This is a genomic window from Pediococcus ethanolidurans, assembly GCF_964062635.1.
GTDB lineage: Bacteria > Bacillota > Bacilli > Lactobacillales > Lactobacillaceae > Pediococcus > Pediococcus ethanolidurans.
The window spans coordinates 442,209-458,287 of record NZ_OZ061250.1 but is presented as its reverse complement, the minus strand read 5'-3'; the positions used below and the strand labels follow the sequence as shown (position 1 = coordinate 458,287).

15 protein-coding genes and 1 pseudogene are annotated in these 16,079 nt (G+C 36.5%); 14 read left to right on the top strand and 2 right to left on the bottom strand.

Going from position 1 to position 16,079, the window contains the following annotated elements:
- Positions 1–301: 301 nt before the first annotated feature.
- Positions 302–1,480, bottom strand: coding sequence for a cyclopropane-fatty-acyl-phospholipid synthase family protein (locus AB3219_RS02240; protein ID WP_057807419.1), 1,179 nt, complete (start codon positions 1,478–1,480; stop codon positions 302–304).
- A 181-nt stretch (positions 1,481–1,661) separates the two neighbouring features.
- On the opposite strand from AB3219_RS02240, the gene AB3219_RS02235 reads away from it, so the two are divergent.
- Both AB3219_RS02235 and AB3219_RS02230 read left to right on the top strand, forming a co-directional pair.
- Positions 1,662–2,588, top strand: coding sequence for a hypothetical protein (locus AB3219_RS02235; protein WP_216753298.1), 927 nt, complete (start codon positions 1,662–1,664; stop codon positions 2,586–2,588).
- 113 nt (positions 2,589–2,701) lie between these two features.
- Positions 2,702–3,391, top strand: coding sequence for a 2,3-diphosphoglycerate-dependent phosphoglycerate mutase (locus tag AB3219_RS02230; RefSeq protein WP_216753297.1), 690 nt, complete (start codon positions 2,702–2,704; stop codon positions 3,389–3,391).
- Between the two features lie 401 nt (positions 3,392–3,792).
- Here AB3219_RS02230 and AB3219_RS02225 read toward each other — a convergent pair whose 3' ends face one another.
- Positions 3,793–4,371 carry an N-acetyltransferase gene (locus AB3219_RS02225; protein WP_260365407.1) on the bottom strand — a complete coding sequence of 193 codons (579 nt, stop codon included), beginning with the start codon at positions 4,369–4,371 and terminating at the stop codon, positions 3,793–3,795.
- Between the two features lie 158 nt (positions 4,372–4,529).
- Here AB3219_RS02225 and AB3219_RS02220 point away from each other — a divergent pair, with 158 nt between their 5' ends.
- The 12 genes and pseudogenes from AB3219_RS02220 (at position 4,530) to AB3219_RS02165 (ending at position 16,059) form a co-directional block, all read left to right on the top strand.
- The gene (locus AB3219_RS02220) at positions 4,530–6,077 is read left to right on the top strand and encodes an Ig-like domain-containing protein (RefSeq protein WP_260365406.1); all 1,548 of its coding nucleotides are present in this window, start codon (positions 4,530–4,532) and stop codon (positions 6,075–6,077) included.
- Positions 6,078–6,119: 42 nt separating this feature from the next.
- Positions 6,120–6,941, top strand: a complete 822-nt coding sequence (locus AB3219_RS02215; protein WP_216753294.1) for a glycosyltransferase family 8 protein — start codon at positions 6,120–6,122, stop codon at positions 6,939–6,941.
- A 91-nt stretch (positions 6,942–7,032) separates the two neighbouring features.
- Positions 7,033–7,866, top strand: coding sequence for an aminoglycoside 6-adenylyltransferase (locus AB3219_RS02210; RefSeq protein WP_260365405.1), 834 nt, complete (start codon positions 7,033–7,035; stop codon positions 7,864–7,866).
- 132 nt (positions 7,867–7,998) lie between these two features.
- A complete protein-coding gene (locus tag AB3219_RS02205) occupies positions 7,999–8,904 on the top strand; it encodes an ABC transporter ATP-binding protein (protein WP_260365404.1) in 906 nt (301 codons plus the stop codon).
- A gap of 9 nt (positions 8,905–8,913) precedes the next feature.
- Complete coding sequence (locus tag AB3219_RS02200; protein WP_216753291.1) at positions 8,914–9,687, top strand: ABC transporter permease; 774 nt, start codon at positions 8,914–8,916, stop codon at positions 9,685–9,687.
- 178 nt (positions 9,688–9,865) lie between these two features.
- Positions 9,866–10,015, top strand: coding sequence for a hypothetical protein (locus AB3219_RS02195; protein ID WP_253953516.1), 150 nt, complete (start codon positions 9,866–9,868; stop codon positions 10,013–10,015).
- A gap of 36 nt (positions 10,016–10,051) precedes the next feature.
- Complete coding sequence (locus tag AB3219_RS02190) at positions 10,052–10,996, top strand: glycosyl hydrolase family 8 (protein ID WP_260365403.1); 945 nt, start codon at positions 10,052–10,054, stop codon at positions 10,994–10,996.
- A gap of 19 nt (positions 10,997–11,015) precedes the next feature.
- On the top strand, positions 11,016–11,639 hold the full coding sequence (locus AB3219_RS02185) for a hypothetical protein (protein ID WP_311735512.1): 624 nt from the start codon (positions 11,016–11,018) through the stop codon (positions 11,637–11,639).
- Positions 11,582–12,502 (top strand): hypothetical protein, encoded by a 921-nt coding sequence (locus tag AB3219_RS02180; protein ID WP_367369267.1) that lies wholly within the window; start codon positions 11,582–11,584, stop codon positions 12,500–12,502. The genes AB3219_RS02185 and AB3219_RS02180 overlap by 58 nt, the downstream gene beginning before the upstream one ends.
- The gene (locus AB3219_RS02175; protein ID WP_260365402.1) at positions 12,492–14,036 is read left to right on the top strand and encodes a DUF2334 domain-containing protein; all 1,545 of its coding nucleotides are present in this window, start codon (positions 12,492–12,494) and stop codon (positions 14,034–14,036) included. Before AB3219_RS02180 ends, AB3219_RS02175 begins: the two co-directional genes overlap by 11 nt.
- A 12-nt stretch (positions 14,037–14,048) precedes the next feature.
- A pseudogene (locus AB3219_RS02170) lies at positions 14,049–15,302 on the top strand (glycosyltransferase).
- Positions 15,247–16,059: a cellulose biosynthesis cyclic di-GMP-binding regulatory protein BcsB gene (locus AB3219_RS02165; protein ID WP_311735510.1), complete on the top strand. Its 813-nt coding sequence runs from the start codon at positions 15,247–15,249 to the stop codon at positions 16,057–16,059. The pseudogene AB3219_RS02170 and the gene AB3219_RS02165 overlap by 56 nt, the downstream one beginning before the upstream one ends.
- The last annotated feature ends 20 nt before the right edge of the window (positions 16,060–16,079 follow it).

The window sequence follows — 16,079 nt, the reverse complement described above, 5'->3', positions numbered from 1 at the left end:
CAGTCCGGCATTTGCCTGACTTTCATCCCGCTTATTTATCTGAATCTAAACGCTTTGTTCCGCTCACTTAATTTTTAGGACAGCTTCACAAAGCAGCTTCAGATAAATAAGCAGGATTCTCAGTCCGGCATTTGCCTGGCTTTCATCCCGCTTATTTATCTGAATCTAACCGCTTTGTTTTGCTCACTATTCTAGGACAGCTCGGCAAAGCAAAAGGCGATAAATAAGCATGACTCCCGCGGGATTACGATCCCGCATCCGTCACACTTATTTATCGCCTTTTATCGCTTTGCCTCGCTCACTATTTATACATATACTCTCTTGTCATCGGCAACACATTGCTGCTTGCTCCCGCACCCTTTGTCAACAAGTACTGGATAACATCAATATTTCCCGACTCAAATGATGCCGAACACGCCTGCAAATAAAGATCCCACATTCTCACAAACCGTTCGTCAAACATCTTTGTAATTTCTTCACGATGCTCGTTGAAGTTCTTATCCCAAATTTCCGTTGTCTTTTGATAATGACGACGCAAAGGCTCCAAATCATCAATCTGCATATCGTTTTCAATAATATGATGAATATTTTCTTCCAAACCAGGCACATAACCACCTGGGAAAATCCATTTATTCAACCAACCATTGTTTGCGCCACCCTGTTGACGTGTGATGCCATGAATCAAAGCCACACCATCTTTTTTCAGGTAGTCGGAAACACACTTAAAGTATGTTTGGAGATTTTCTTTACCCACATGTTCAAACATGCCAACACTGGTAATGTAATCAAATTGTTCATCTTTGATTTCACGATAGTCTTGTAAACGGACTTCAGCCACGTTTTCCAAGCCCTCATCTTTAATCTTTTGATTAACTAAATTGAATTGTTCCTGTGAAAGTGTCACACCAACAACACGCAAATCATATTCTTTTGCGGCAGTCAGCATTAAAGTTCCCCAGCCACAGCCAATATCCAACAAGGTTCGTCGAGGTTGTGGATGCAGCTTGTTCAAAATATGATGCACTTTATTAATTTGTGCCGTTTCGAGGTCATCTGTATCTTTTTCGAAGTAGGCACATGAATAAGTCATCGTTGGATCTAACCATAATCTGTAGAAATCATTACCAATATCATAATGATCCTGGACATCCGATTTGCTTTCCTTTTCGTCATGCTTTTGCTTAGGAAGAAAATGGATAAACTTCTTATTATGGAAGAAACTACCAGCTGTTTCATACGCTGAGGTTAATAAAGCTTGAATACTGCCATCAATTTCAATTTTGCCATCCATATAGGCTTCACCAAGCGCAATGGATGCATTGCTGATGATCTGCTTAACAGGGACAGCCTCATTTAAGGTAATTGTAACTTCGGGATTGCCATCTCCGTAAGTTTCAGAACTACCATCCCAATAATTAACTTTAATGGGAATATTGAAGGAGTGTTTAAAAAATGTTTTGTAAAATTTTTTCTCTAACATCGATTCGAATCCTTTCTCTTATGAATAACAAGATTAAACATGATTATTATACGCTCCCTAATTCATTTTTTCGAATTTTAAGGTTATTGTAAAACGGTAAAACGCTTTTAAGATTGATAACATGTTATAATTATCGTATGCGTCGGCTAAGTAAGGACCGACAGATTTGGGGGTGGCACGTTTGAGGAAATGGACATGGGTAATCGTAACATTTGTTGTGATTTTAATTGTGGGGGGCTATGACTTTTCACGACACCAATCAATTGAAAAGCAGTATCACATGGATATGGAAAATGCTGCGGCGGCAATTAATGATAATAATTATACGGCAGCTGAAAACTACTTTCAGGAAGCTTTAACGCGGCGAAATAATGACGCAGTTGCCACACATAGATTGAAACAAACTAAAGTCTTTGTCAGCGCAATGAACCAATTGGAAAATCATCGTTTTGGTACTTCCAAGAACACATTTGCACAAGTTTATAAAATTCATCATGGTTCAGAGGTTTTAAATTCGCGATCACATGAGAAGATTCAAGAAATTAAAAAGGTTCAAAAAAATATTACCAAGTACAATAAAGTTTTGAAGTACGCACGTGAATTGAATGAGGCGCAGGAATTTACCCTTTCGAATCAACAACTCGATACCTTGTTTAATACTAAGGAATTTAAGAAAGCATACTACACGTCGCAGTGGAAGACCGCTAAACAACTTCAAAAGAGCAATAAAACAGGTTTGTCCCAGGCGGTAATGCCTGGTTCTACATCTAGTTCCGCACAAAACAGTTCTAACGGTAATGATAGTACGGCTACTGATGGAACAACTGGAGCTTCAGCGTCATCCAGTAGTAATAGCATTTCTACACTCCCAGCTCCTAATTTAAGCTCGGCCGAGAAACAGGCAGCTGACAATTATTCTGGTAGTAATGAATATACGGTGACCAAAAAAGATAAGGAATTAAATGGTAAAGTAATTACGCAAAGTCAGATTAATAATGCACGTCAAGAATTAGGAAACAAATCAGGTCAATTTAGTGATCAAGATGTGCGAAATATCATTAAAGAGGCTGCACAAAAGGGAATTTCAGTGAGTGAAGCTGCTCAATAAAAAGAGGCAAAAGTTTAATATTTTTAAACGTTTGAAATGATCCTGCAAATTGTTTCGTTTTAGTGTAAAATAACAACTGTAAACTTAAAAAAAGAAAGAGGTTTTTTCACATTATGGCAAAATTAGTATTAATCCGTCATGGTCAAAGTGAATGGAACTTGTCTAACCGATTTACTGGCTGGGTCGATGTTGACTTAAGCGAAAAAGGTGTAGAACAAGCAAAGAACGCTGGTAAGTTAATCAAGGAACAAGGCATTGAATTTGATTATGCTTTCACTTCAGTATTAACTCGTGCAATCAAGACTTTACACTATGCTTTAGAGGAATCTGACCAACTTTGGATCCCCGAAGTTAAAACATGGCGCTTAAACGAACGTCATTATGGTGCTTTACAAGGCCAAAACAAAGCTAAAGCAGCTGAAAAATGGGGCGATGAACAGGTTCATATCTGGCGTCGTTCATACGATGTTTTGCCTCCATTGTTGGATGCAAATGCTGAAGGTTCAGCAGCAAAAGATCGTCGTTATGCTAACTTAGACCCACGTATGATTCCTGGTGGCGAAAATCTTAAGGTTACTTTGGAACGTGTTATTCCTTTCTGGGAAGACGAAATCGCTCCTAAGTTATTAGATGGTAAGAATGTTATCATTGCCGCACATGGTAACTCATTACGTGCTTTAAGCAAATATATCGAAAACATTTCAGATGAAGATATCATGAATCTTGAAATGGCAACTGGCGAACCAGTTGTTTATGACTTCAACGACAAACTTGAAGTTCAAAACAAGACAAAGCTTGACTAATTTAATTTAAATTCTGGTTCGTAAGACCAGATTTTTAGTATTGAAGTACTCCGTTATTATAATGGGGTACTTTTTTTGCTTTAAATTAAAGGTTGAAAGTATCAAAATCACGTCAATAACTGATGTTAAACGACTTAACTTATAAAAAATAGTCTAAAATCCGTCTTCCAGACCGGGTAAGCCCGTAGGACGGCATTTTAATCTAATTTTGTTACCAAGAACGCTTTTATATCAGGCAACGAGATGTGTTTTGAACTTTCAACCTTTAGTTAAGAAGTTATCACTAATCATAGTGACAGGAACAGCTTTTTGTGGACACAAAAAAATAAAAAAATTTAAAAGGAAAAAAGTCAAAATCCTTTTATTTATGAATGGTAACTAGCTTTCGGTTAATGGACAAGCTAAACGTTATTTTTAACAAATTGCATGTATAAATAGTAATTAAACCCACTTTGTTTGCTGTGTGGTTCGGGGACTCGTTTAAAAACTTGATAGCCTAATTTTTTATATAATCGAATGGCATTGATATTGGTGTCTGCAACTTCTAAGACATATTTTTTAAACGGCGTATGTGCATGAATATGTTGAATAATTTGCGTTGCGACACCTTTACCACGGTGTTTACTAGAAGTGGCGACAAATTCAATGGTTCCCATGTCTTGTGTAATTTCAAAAGGGTAAGGTTTATCTTCGAATTCGTTTTTTAATACGCGATAGGCAACTGTACCCATGATAAATCCTAAGTATTGCCGCAACTCACGTTGGTTTAATTGAATGGTACAAGCCGCAAAACCCAACGTTTCGTCGTTTTCAACTGCCACATAAAAAACATCAGCATTAAATGCGTGCGAAAATGCGTGTGCTAATTTGATCTTATCTTTTGAAAAGAATTTTAACCATTGATAGAAACCTTCTACAAAAATTTCACTAATACTTGACTGAAGGTCATTTTCGGAGCTGCTTACTTTAATAATTTTCATCACAAATATCCTTTACAGAGCTGAGAGTTGGGTGATTTATTTATTTCAGCATATCATTTTTATAAGAAAATACATATTAGAATGCCTGTTGAGGAATAATTATGAAATCATAACTTATTAATGGTACGATTATATCGTAGGGGGGATATAACAATACTATGAAAAAAATTCTGATTTATTTGAGTAGTTTATTAGTGCTATTTGGGTTAATTTATACATATCAAGGGCAGGTACAAGCTTCAACCACGGATACAGCGAGTTCGGCAGCTTCGAGTGATTCAACCTCCAGGGCGGCGTCAAGTTCAGCCACTTCATCAGCAGATAAGCAATCATCTGCTGCAGAGATGCCTCAATTAAACCTCACGGGTAGTTCAACGGTGATTATTGGTGGTAATGATCAATTGAAGGGAACCGTGACAAACGTTAAAAACGCTAAGCCTGTTTGGTCTTCCAGTCAAACCAATGTGGCTACTGTTACGCAGAGCGGATTGGTAAGAGGGAAAAAAGCCGGTGAGACAATTATCACGCTGGCTTATCAAGGACAGACAAAACAGATTGTAATCACTGTTCCTAAACCTAAGTTAAGTATTACCGGCAGTTCAACTGTTAATGTTGATGCGACTAAACAGTTAAAAGGTAGAATCACTAATGTAAAGAATCCACGTTTTACGTGGAAATCTAGTCGTACTAGTGTGGCTACGGTTTCTCAACAGGGCTTGGTAAAAGGAGAAAAAGCTGGTACGGTCACGATTACGCTGATTGGTAATTTCAAAATGAATGGCAACGTTAAATTACCAACAAAAGCTAATGTTCATATTAATGCCACAAAAGCTAATTTTACCGGAAAAGCTGGTTTCTTTTACGGGGTCCTGATAAGTGGATTAAATTGGGAAGGTGGTACATTTTATGGTGGAGGACACGAATCTCGTTTGCTTCGGGATTCCAAGACCACGTTTAGAGGTGCAACCTTTCATCAAGCCTGTGGAATTGGCGGTCACATATTTGATTTGATGGGCTGCTCAAATGTTACGATTACTAATAGCCATTTTTATGGATACGGACATACTTTAAGTACTGCAACCATGCGTAAAAATGGAAATCATGGTGAATATGGTGAATCGATTCAAACCGACTATGCTAATTATAATAGTGGTGGCCCTGGGTTTAACAAATATGGGAAAGGTCATTTTAATGGGGCACCTTCAACTTATATTACCGTTACCCATAATACTTGGGCTCCTGAATATAGTGGAAGAAAGCTGATTTCGTTAGCACAGGTAGCGATTGGTCAGCACGACACAATTAGCAGCAATCGTCGGATGATTGCCCATATCAATTTTTCCTATAATACGATAAAAAATGCTGTTCGCTTGAGCGGAATGGGAGCAGATATCAAGTACTTTGGCGCACCAGTTCATTTTGAATCCTCTAAGTCATTAACAATTAATCATAATACGTTTAGCACAACGTTAAAACAGGCACGTCCGGAAAATGATATTATCATTTCAAATCAATATGGACATATGCCGCATACCACAGCTGTTTCCATTCAGAACAATTCATTTACGGGTTATCATGCCAGTTATTCGGCCATTCAGTTATATGCGCGCCGCGGGCATTCGATTAAAGGAGTTACTGTAAAAAGAAATAATACGCATGGAATGCGGTTGATTAGGAGATATGGGAGTACATCAGTAAGATATTAAAGGTTGGCTATATTATAATGGAATTCAGGAGATGTTGTGGATATGAATTTACTGTTTGCCATTGATAATCACGTGGTTGATCAACTGTTAACAACCCTATATTCAATTGTGATCAACACACCCGATCAACCTTTGAATGTGTATGTCATTCAGAAAAATAAACTAAAAAAAACAGGCAAAATTGACGCATTTTGTAAGAAATTGGAAATTAAATATCACCCAATTATTTTAAAAGATGTTTTGTTAGGGGATGTTCCGGTAACTAATCGTTATCCAGAGACAATTTATTATCGTTTGTTAGCGCAAGATTATTTACCTAACAATTTAGATCGTATTTTATATTTAGATGTTGATATTCTGGTGATTAATGATTTAACCCCAATATATCAACTGAATTTAAGTGGTTCGTTGTATGCTGCGGCCAGTCATTCAGCGTTAACAAACAACGTGACCGAACCGATTAACAAGCTTCGATTAGGAAACTATGAAGCTGAAAGCTACTATAACTCTGGAGTGTTACTGTTTAATTTAACAGCCATTCGAAAACAAGTAAAAAAAGTAGACATTATTAATTATATTAAACGTAACAAGCTATCCCTGTTCTTGCCGGATCAGGATGTGTTAAATGGTTTATACGGCCATCAAATCAAAAAAATTCCGGATGAACTATATAATTTTGATGCCCGAAGAAGTCCATTTTACTATGCGCTAAGTAATGGTCAATGGGATCTTGATTGGGTTATTATCCATACTGTGATTCTCCATTTTTGTGGACGCGATAAACCATGGAAAAAAGATTACCATAATCGATATGCAGGTTTATATAAACATTACGCTTATCGGGCAAAAAAATTTATAAATTAAAATCAGTTATATATGCAAGAAGATCCAAGGAAAAAATAATCAAAAATTGTTTACGAATATTAGATTAATTCAACGTTAAGAGATGTGCAGAATGACTATTGACAAATTCATTGCATTATCAGAAAAAAATCAAAACGTTTTGGCCGTCGGAATTGAAGGCTCCTTAAACAATCCACAAACCACTGCAGACAAATGGACAGATACGGATATTACTTTGTTTGTACACAGTCCAGAGCAAGAAGATGGTGAATGGTGGATTCGACAATTTGGTAAACCAATCATTGTGCAAAGATTGCACAGTGATCAGTTATTTGGTCCCAGCACATCAACATGGAAAATATGGCTAACACGTTATGCGGGTACTAAACGAATTGATTTGAAAATAGCTTCGGTAAAGGATATCGATAACTATTTAAACGCAGATACACTTAATGCGATTGTTTGGCGTCGTGGTTTGGGTAAGCTCTCACTAACAAAAACAACAGCAACCTCACATTTTGTTAAGATACCAACTGAAGACCAATTTAACGACCATGTGACGGAATTTTATTGGTGTGCAGGAAATGTGGTTAAAGGCCTGGCTAGAAATAATTTGATCTATGCAAATGAGCAGTTAAATCAGATTGTTCGACCGGAGTTGTTAAAGATGTGGGCATATTATCTGACGATTTTAAAAGCAGGTCAGTTTGATGCCGGCGTTTCAAGTAAGTTTGTTTGGAAAGAATTGTCTTTAAGTGAACGAAATAAGCTGGCAAGCACCTATCATCAAACAACCATTGAGGAAACTAGCCATAGTTTAGAGGTATTGTTAATAAGTTATCGAGAGTTAATTGAAAAGGTGACTTCAAAATTAATGATTCAAATTCCAAATTTTGTTCTCTCAGCACAACAACAATTAATGAATTGGTTAGATAATTTAAATTAAGAGAACCGGCAAAATTAAGTCGATTCTCTTTTTTTGTTTAAAGGGTTGAATTTTTTAAATCTTGACAGTTTAATCATGATCATATATAGTTAGCTACATGAGTAATTAACTAGTCCACTTATGGAGGAAAATATGGAAAATATTTTAGAGGTTAAACATCTTGATAAAAGTTTCGGTAAGAAACAGGTTTTACACGACATTAGTTTTACCGTTCAAAAAGGTAGAATTGTTGGGCTTGTGGGACCTAATGGAGCGGGGAAATCCACGATCATGAAAACGGTTCTGGGTTTGACTGATTTTTCTCAAGGTCAAATTATGGTTGAAGGTCAAAAAGTAACGGCCACTAAACATGATAGTTTGGCACATGTGGGGGCACTGATTGAATATCCAGGAATATATCCTTTTCTGAGCGGTTCGGATCATTTAAAACTTTTTGCCACTGGCAACGATCAACAACAGCGTATTGATGAAGTTGTGAATGAGTTAAAAATGGCGAAATATATTAAGAATAAAGCGAAATCCTATTCACTAGGAATGAAGCAAAAGTTAGGAATAGCCTTGGCATTAGTAAATCATCCTAGTTTTATTGTGCTTGATGAACCAATGAATGGATTAGATCCTGAGTCCAATAAAGATCTTCGCAATACGATCGTGAATTTGGCTCAAAAAGGAACCACAATTTTAATTTCAAGCCACATTTTAAGTGAATTAGAAAAATTAGTAAATGATGTTTTAGTTATTGATAAAGGACGAATTGTGTCGCAATCGTCTATGCAAGATTTAATGAATAGAGGAAAGAAATACCTGGTGATTAAGACGGTTGACGATATAAAGGCGGCCCAATTATTAACAGAGGCTGGTTATCAGTTAAGTGAAAGCAAAGAAGTGAAGGTTCTTGAAAATAAAGATCAAAAATTAATGCCAATTTTGAAGTTGTTTGTGGAAAATGATCTTGAAATTTTAGATATTCAACATCAGCAAAGCGATTTAGAAACATCGCTATTAACTTTATTGGCCAATGATCAGGTAACGGAGTAGGGGGATAAAATGTTAACGTTAATTCATCAGGAGACATTCAAATTATTACGTAAGAAAAGTACTTATTTTGCCACTATTTTATTAGCTGGCTTGATGATTTTATTTGCTGTTTTGGCAAAACTACATCCTAAGTATTTTAGTCCGGTTGGCATGTTTAATAATAACTTTTCAGGAACATTATGGATTACTTTTTTAATGATTGCTGCTTGCGGTGCTATTGTGGCAATGGAATTTCAATACGGAACTGTTAAGGAATTGCTGTATCGCAAATATAATCGGGGTCAAGTACTCATGAGTAAATGGCTTGTCATGTTTGCTTACTCACTTTATCTCTATATTCTGGCATTTGTTTTAACAATTATTTTGAAAGTGAGCTTGTTCAATAATACCTTTGCATTTTCCAAAATCGGTGCAGGAGGGCACACACTAATTGAAAATGTGGGGATTACAATGAGTGGTCAGTTTATTGGACTATGGTTAATTTTAAGTTTAGTTTTATTATTGGCCACAATGTTTAAGAGTGCTACTGTGGCCGTGTCAGTCGGCTTTATTGGCTACTTTGCAAGTAGTGTCATTGCCAATTTAATGTTTACTCTGATCGCAAAATGGGAATGGCTAAAGTGGAATCCAATCAATATGTTATCTTTGACGGATCAAATCACAGATTCCACGTATAAAACGTTTACGAGATTGTCAACAGATCAGTTGCTATTAGGTAATGTGGGCTATGTGATTGTTTTTCTATTTTTAGGCTATTTGATTTTTAGAAAACGAAATGTGTAAGGCAGTTTTGTAAACTATTTAGCCTAATAAAGTCGGGATTGAGAATGATATTTTTCTCAATCTCGTTTTTATTTTATTAAGTTGCTTTTTTGAATTTTGGGAGTTTAAGCCCATGAATTGTACAAGTGTAATATAATGAACTTAGTTGCGTAAATGTTGATAACTGGGGGATAATAGCATGAAATATAGCAGATTAATGGTTGGTTTAAGTACTATTTTTATGGCGCTTATTTTGACCGCTTGCCAGACGCAAAAAGTTAAACCAATTATTCCACGAAAATTATCACAGAATTTTATTATTTATTCTCAGTTTAATCGTAATTCATAGCAAAAAAAATTATTAGTTAAATTTTTACGTAATAAAATGATAACCAAACAGGGTATTTATACTAATTATCGTTATGATACTAGTTCAGATAATCTAACCCATGGCCATCAAATGTTATCTGAATCTTCAGGTCTTTGGTTATTATATTTAGCTACTAATCACCAATATAAAAAGTTTCGTCAAACGTATCAACAAACGAAAAAGACGTTTAATCAAAAAACTCAATTTAGCTATCGTTATGATCCCAGAACACATAAAAAAGCTAATGTGAACGCGACGTTGGATGATTTACGCATTATTCGCGCATTACAAATGTATGCCACTTTGACACACAGTAAGTATTATCGACAGGAAGCAGCCAAACGTTTTGCGTTGCTAAAAACAGGTAGTTTAAAAAATGGTAAAGTAGCCGATTTTTATGATGTCAAATCTCACAAACAAAGTTCAGATAGTTCGTTAGCTTATTATGATTTTGTGACGCTCAAGTATTTTGAATCAGTAAATCAAACTGGCAAACGATTATATAAAAAACAACTAAAAATTGTTCAAAATGGCTATCTTGGGGATGCCTTTCCACTGTATGCTGCAAGCTACCAGTTGAAAACCCAAACATATTCAGTAAACACATTAAACACGTCGGAGGCACTAGAAACTGTTCTCCATCTTGCTGAAATAGGCAAAATAAAAGCAACCACTTTAAGCTGGTTGAAAACGCAGATTGAAGCGGGTCACCTGTATAACGCTTATACCACCTTGGGAATTGTTCGCGATAAGAATCAATCGGCAGCTAATTATGCGCTTGCAGCTATGATTTTTGCCTGTGAAAATGATCAAAACATGTATGAAAAAGCGATGCAGTTAGCATGGAAATCACAAGTCACAAAAACGAACTCACCTATTTATGGTGGATTAGGAAATGCTCAAACAACCGACGCATTTTCATATAATAATTTAGAAACTTTATTGGCCGCTGAATATTAAAAATTATGGGGATAAGCTGATGAACATTTCAAAACTAGCATCAAAATTTAAAGACTACGTTTCTCCTGCATTGTTAGCAGTTATTTTGGCTGCCATAATTAGCGGTATTTTGCTCTTTATAAACCCGATTCATGGTTTGGCAGATAATGGTGACTTTTATCGGGCAATGCTGGGCAATGGTATTTATCGTCTGCCACATCCAAGTAATCAGTATTTGAGTTATGTCATTCCCAAGTTTGGAATTATGAAGTACTTTAATGAAAACAATGTGGCGGTCTTTTCATCTCAATCATTGTTTATTCAACTAGCTTTAGTTTTAAATCGGCTGTTTTATAGTCGAACAATATTTGATATTAGATTTTTAGGTGTCGTTTATTACGTTTTTTATTTGGGTGGCATCTATTTGTTAACCAAGTCACTAGTGTATCCCTATAAAAAAGTGCGTAGTTATGTGGTGGCTTTATTAGTTGTTGTGATGTTTGCTGATTCTTCTTTCACACTGTATTTCAATTCTTTTTTTGCAGAGCCTGGAATGTTGATTGCCATGTTATATGCCTTTGGTGCATTAATGGCAATTGCGCATAAATGTTATCAAAAAACTGGCCAATGGTTCTTTTGTTTTTTGTTAGCTCGATTATTTTAATCACAAATAAACAGCAAAATGCACCCTTAGCGCTAAGTTTTATGGTCATTACAATTGGACTGTTTTTCTTACCACAAGTTAGAGCAAGAAAACTACTACTTGGATTAGGAATGTTAGGCATTTTGATTGCAGGCGGCGTCACATATGCCTTGATCAATACAGAATTTAGCACTGTTAATCAGTATCAAGCCTTTACTCATGGCGTGTTGATGGAAACTGGTGATCCAAGTCATAAAATTGCTAAGGGTGGTATTAGTCAGCAGTTTGCGCTCATGCGAGCTGACGATTATTATCCCAAAACTTATGCGGCGGTTAAACCAAGTGGCAAATTAGTCACAAAAAAACTAACCAAACGAGTGGGCTTAGCTTGGGTGGTGCGTTACTATGCCAGTAATTTGAGACAGTTCGGTCAGCTTTTAGATGTAGCGGCAAAGGACGTGATGGTAACGCAGGTCAAAGCGGTTGGTGATTATACTAAGAGTTCCGGCGCAAAACCAGGGACTCAGGTAACCTATTTTACGGCATTTAGTGCTTACATGGGGGCCTTTTTCCCGGGTAAGTTTGCGTTTCTTTGTTTGTTGGCGATTGCCTTCATTGCGGTCTATGGGGTGAGCTTTTATTTGGATCTTAAATCAGGAAAAATTACCGGAATTATTCGCTTTTTCTTAGTTTTGGGTCTGATGACAATGGTTATTTTCGTGCCAATTATTTCAATTATTGGTGATGGCGATGCCGACTTGGCTAAGCATCTATTTATGGTGCCTTTAAGCCTAGATCTTGTTATTATTCAGTTTATTGCCGATATTTTGCATCATCGTTTGTGGCAATCCTCAACAGAAAGTAGGGATTGGAATGAAAAATAAGCAAAAATTTCTCTTAATTTTTATAGGAGTTGTTTTGACGCTATTTATTTATCCTGGCTCAGTTGATGCGGCTAGCAACAAAGTGTTATTGGTTTATGATTATGAAAATACAGCTAAGGTTGACTATGCAAAAATTGATAGTATTCAACGCGTCTTGACCAGTTTAAATTTGCGAGTAAAAACAGTTTCTCAGGAGAACTACTACAAAGGAATGTTGAACCAAAATTATTTGGGTGTTGTCACTTTGATAAATTGGCCCCAGGTTGGGTTAACCAATCAAACATTTATACGTGATCGCCAGCGTTTTAAAGGAATTAAATTGCATATTGGTGATAATTTAACTGATTCGGAGGCTGCAGCTTTAGGCGGAAAACGCCAGAAAATTTATCAGCAACAACTGCTTTTGAAAGATCAGGGTAATCAACAATTACTCCCCTTTAGTGAAACAATGACTGTGCTGTCGCAATTGAAAAAAACAACTCAAGAATTTGGTGTGTTAGCTTCACAACAAAAGTTTGAACGGCGCTATAGTTACGGAGTAATCAATAACCAAAATGGTTATTTACCCTATTTTGAAACTTCCGGTCTGAGTTTTATGACGGCGGTTTCTACCATGGCTCACTTATTTGACCGAAATGGCAACTACCGACCGTTGTTAACAATTACCGGAGTGTCACCATATAGTGATTTAAAGTTCTTGGACCAGGTCAGTAAGTACTGTTACCAACAAAACATTCCGTTCGCAGTTAGCACGGTGACTGTATCGGCAAATACCGAAATGGCAGCCTATCATCGATTTACAACCGTTTTAAAAAAAATTGAAGATCGTAATGGTATCATCTTTTTACAAACGCCACAGGTTGGTGGGGCAACTTCTGCCAGTGCTCAGGAACTTAACGAACGGATGACAGCAAGTATTGTGGCATTTGCCAATCATCAAATTTATCCGGTCGGTATCAGTTCGGCAGGCTATTGGAATCAGGATCGCGTGTTGCGACAAGAGGCACTGGTAAAAGCAAATCATTGGCTATTCTTACCTAGTAAAACAACCACGTTTGTTAAGCAAGATAATAATGCTCAAATCGCACGACAAAGCTTTTTTGCTGTAACAGCTAATTCTTTAGGAACAATTAAACAGAAGGATGATCTTAAATTTGCAATTCCAACAGCCATCACAATCCCGGTTCCAACGTCAACGGCAAAAATGACAGATTTTAAACGGCAAATACAAGCGTTTCATATTCAGTGGTATAACCCAGTTGATCAAAGCTTAGAGACCAAAATTAATACGGGAAGTACCGTGGTTGCCTATAAAGCGGGAAACTATTTCTTAAATGGGCAACGCAAAACAATTACAGCTAAAATTTCTAGTGTAAATGAGAATCTGCAAAAAACGAAAACACAACCTTTATTCAGTCGCTTCTTTCATTTACAAGGAAATATTTTGATGCTGTTCTTTGCTTTTGTTTTAATCGTTTTATTAATTTTTATCAGTTTTGGCCGTCGAATTTATTGGCGAATGTTTAAACGTTAGGAGGGATGACTTATTTCAATTTTAGATTTTTTCTTGTTTATCGCAATTATCGCGATTTGGGGGACATTAGTTGTTAATTTGATTTTGACCATTGCAGGATACACTTGGTATTTGCGTCATGTTCCCAAACCTGATCCAAGATTGCCAGAAGACGTCCCTTTTGTTTCAATTTTGGTTCCTGCTCATAATGAGGAAATCGTCATTGTCAAAACGGTTTTGGCATTACTTAGTTTTGATTACCCGCAGGATAAATACGAAGTAATTGTGATCAATGATAATTCAAGCGATCATTCAGCTCAAAAATTGGCTCGATTGCAACAAGAGTTTACTACACAGCGTTTGAAAGTAATTAATACTGACAAAAAGACGGGTGGTAAAGGAAAATCGAATGCGTTAAATATTGGATTTAAGCAGGCAAAAGGATCCATAATTTCAGTTTATGATGCGGATAATACACCCGAAAAAGCAGCATTAAGGCTGTTAGTTGCGGAGTTATTGCGAAATGATCACTTGGCAGCAGTAATTGGCAAGTTTCGAACGCGGAATAAGAATGCGTCATTATTAACACGGTTTATTAATATTGAAACATTATCATTTTAGTGGATGGCTCAGGCAGGCCGCCGTCAACTCTTTCATCTGTGTACGATACCAGGAACAAACTAAGTCATTCGTCGTAGTGCCGTTGAAAAAGTTGGTGGCTGGGATACCAAAGCTTTGGCAGAGGATACCGAGATTAGTTTTCGTCTGTATGAAATGGGTTATCAAATTGGGTTTCAACCCCGTGCAGTTACTTGGGAACAGAAACCACAAACTTTGGACGTTTGGTTTCATCAACGGACACGGTGGGTGAAAAGCAATATTTATGTGGTAGTAAAAAATGCACATTTATTATTTCAAAAACGTGGTCGACCCATTCGCTTCGATTTAGTTTACTTTTTATCAATTTATTTTTTGTTGATGACTTCGTTAATTTTATCCGATTCCGTGTTTGTTTTATCAGTTGCTGGAATTGTGCATTCAGATTTACAGGGATTCAGTAATACGCTGTGGTTGTTTGCAGTTTTAATGTTTGTGGTTAGTACATTTGTGACTATCACAACTGAACGTGGTGAAATGACACTGAGTAATTTATTATTAATCATTTTTATGTATCTAGTTTATAGTCAAATGTGGTTAGCAGTCGCATTATATGGAATGGTGGGGTATATTCGTGAACAAGTCTTTCATAAACAAGCAAAATGGTACAAAACCAAACGGTACCGCTAAGCTTTTACGATTTATTTTGATGGTGGGGATCATAATAATTGGCCTGATTGAAATGTCTCCATCAATTAAAGCGGCATCAAATCATACGTATGTTCAGCAGTTTCAAAATAGTACAGCCACACTTTCTGGCAAATCGGTTGAGACAAACATGTACTTTACCAAGATGGATTATTGGAATGTGGAAAAGGCAACGTTTAATTTTAATTATCAGATTTCACAATTAGCTTCTCGGCAAACATCAGATATTACGGTGTCGCTGAATGGAATTAAGTTTAAGTCTTTTCGTCCTCAAAAGAAAACAGGCTTGCAGACCGAGCAAATTCGAATTCCACTCCGTTTGTTAGAAGGTGAAAATCAATTACAGATTGAAGGCCAAATTTTAAATCAGACCGGAAGTAAAAACTATAATTTGGCTCAAACACCTGCAAATTGGTTAACGATTGAAAAAGGCTCTAACGTTAATTTTGAGTATCAGTTAAAAGAAGCTGATCCGACTTTACACTCGTTTTATGATCATTTTTCCGGACAAGATACCATTGCTTATCAACATTCACGAATCGTTAGTGCCACCAATCCAAGTGGAGACGAACTGACCGCGGTAATGATTGCTTTATCAGGTGAATCACGCGTAATTACAACTGAAAATGATCAAATTCAAGTTGTTCCAATGAAACACATGAATGCACAAAAAGACGACTATCTAATGGTGATTGCGACCTATCAACATTTACCAAGGCAACTAAAAAAAACAAGTTGATTCAACTGAATTAACGCAAA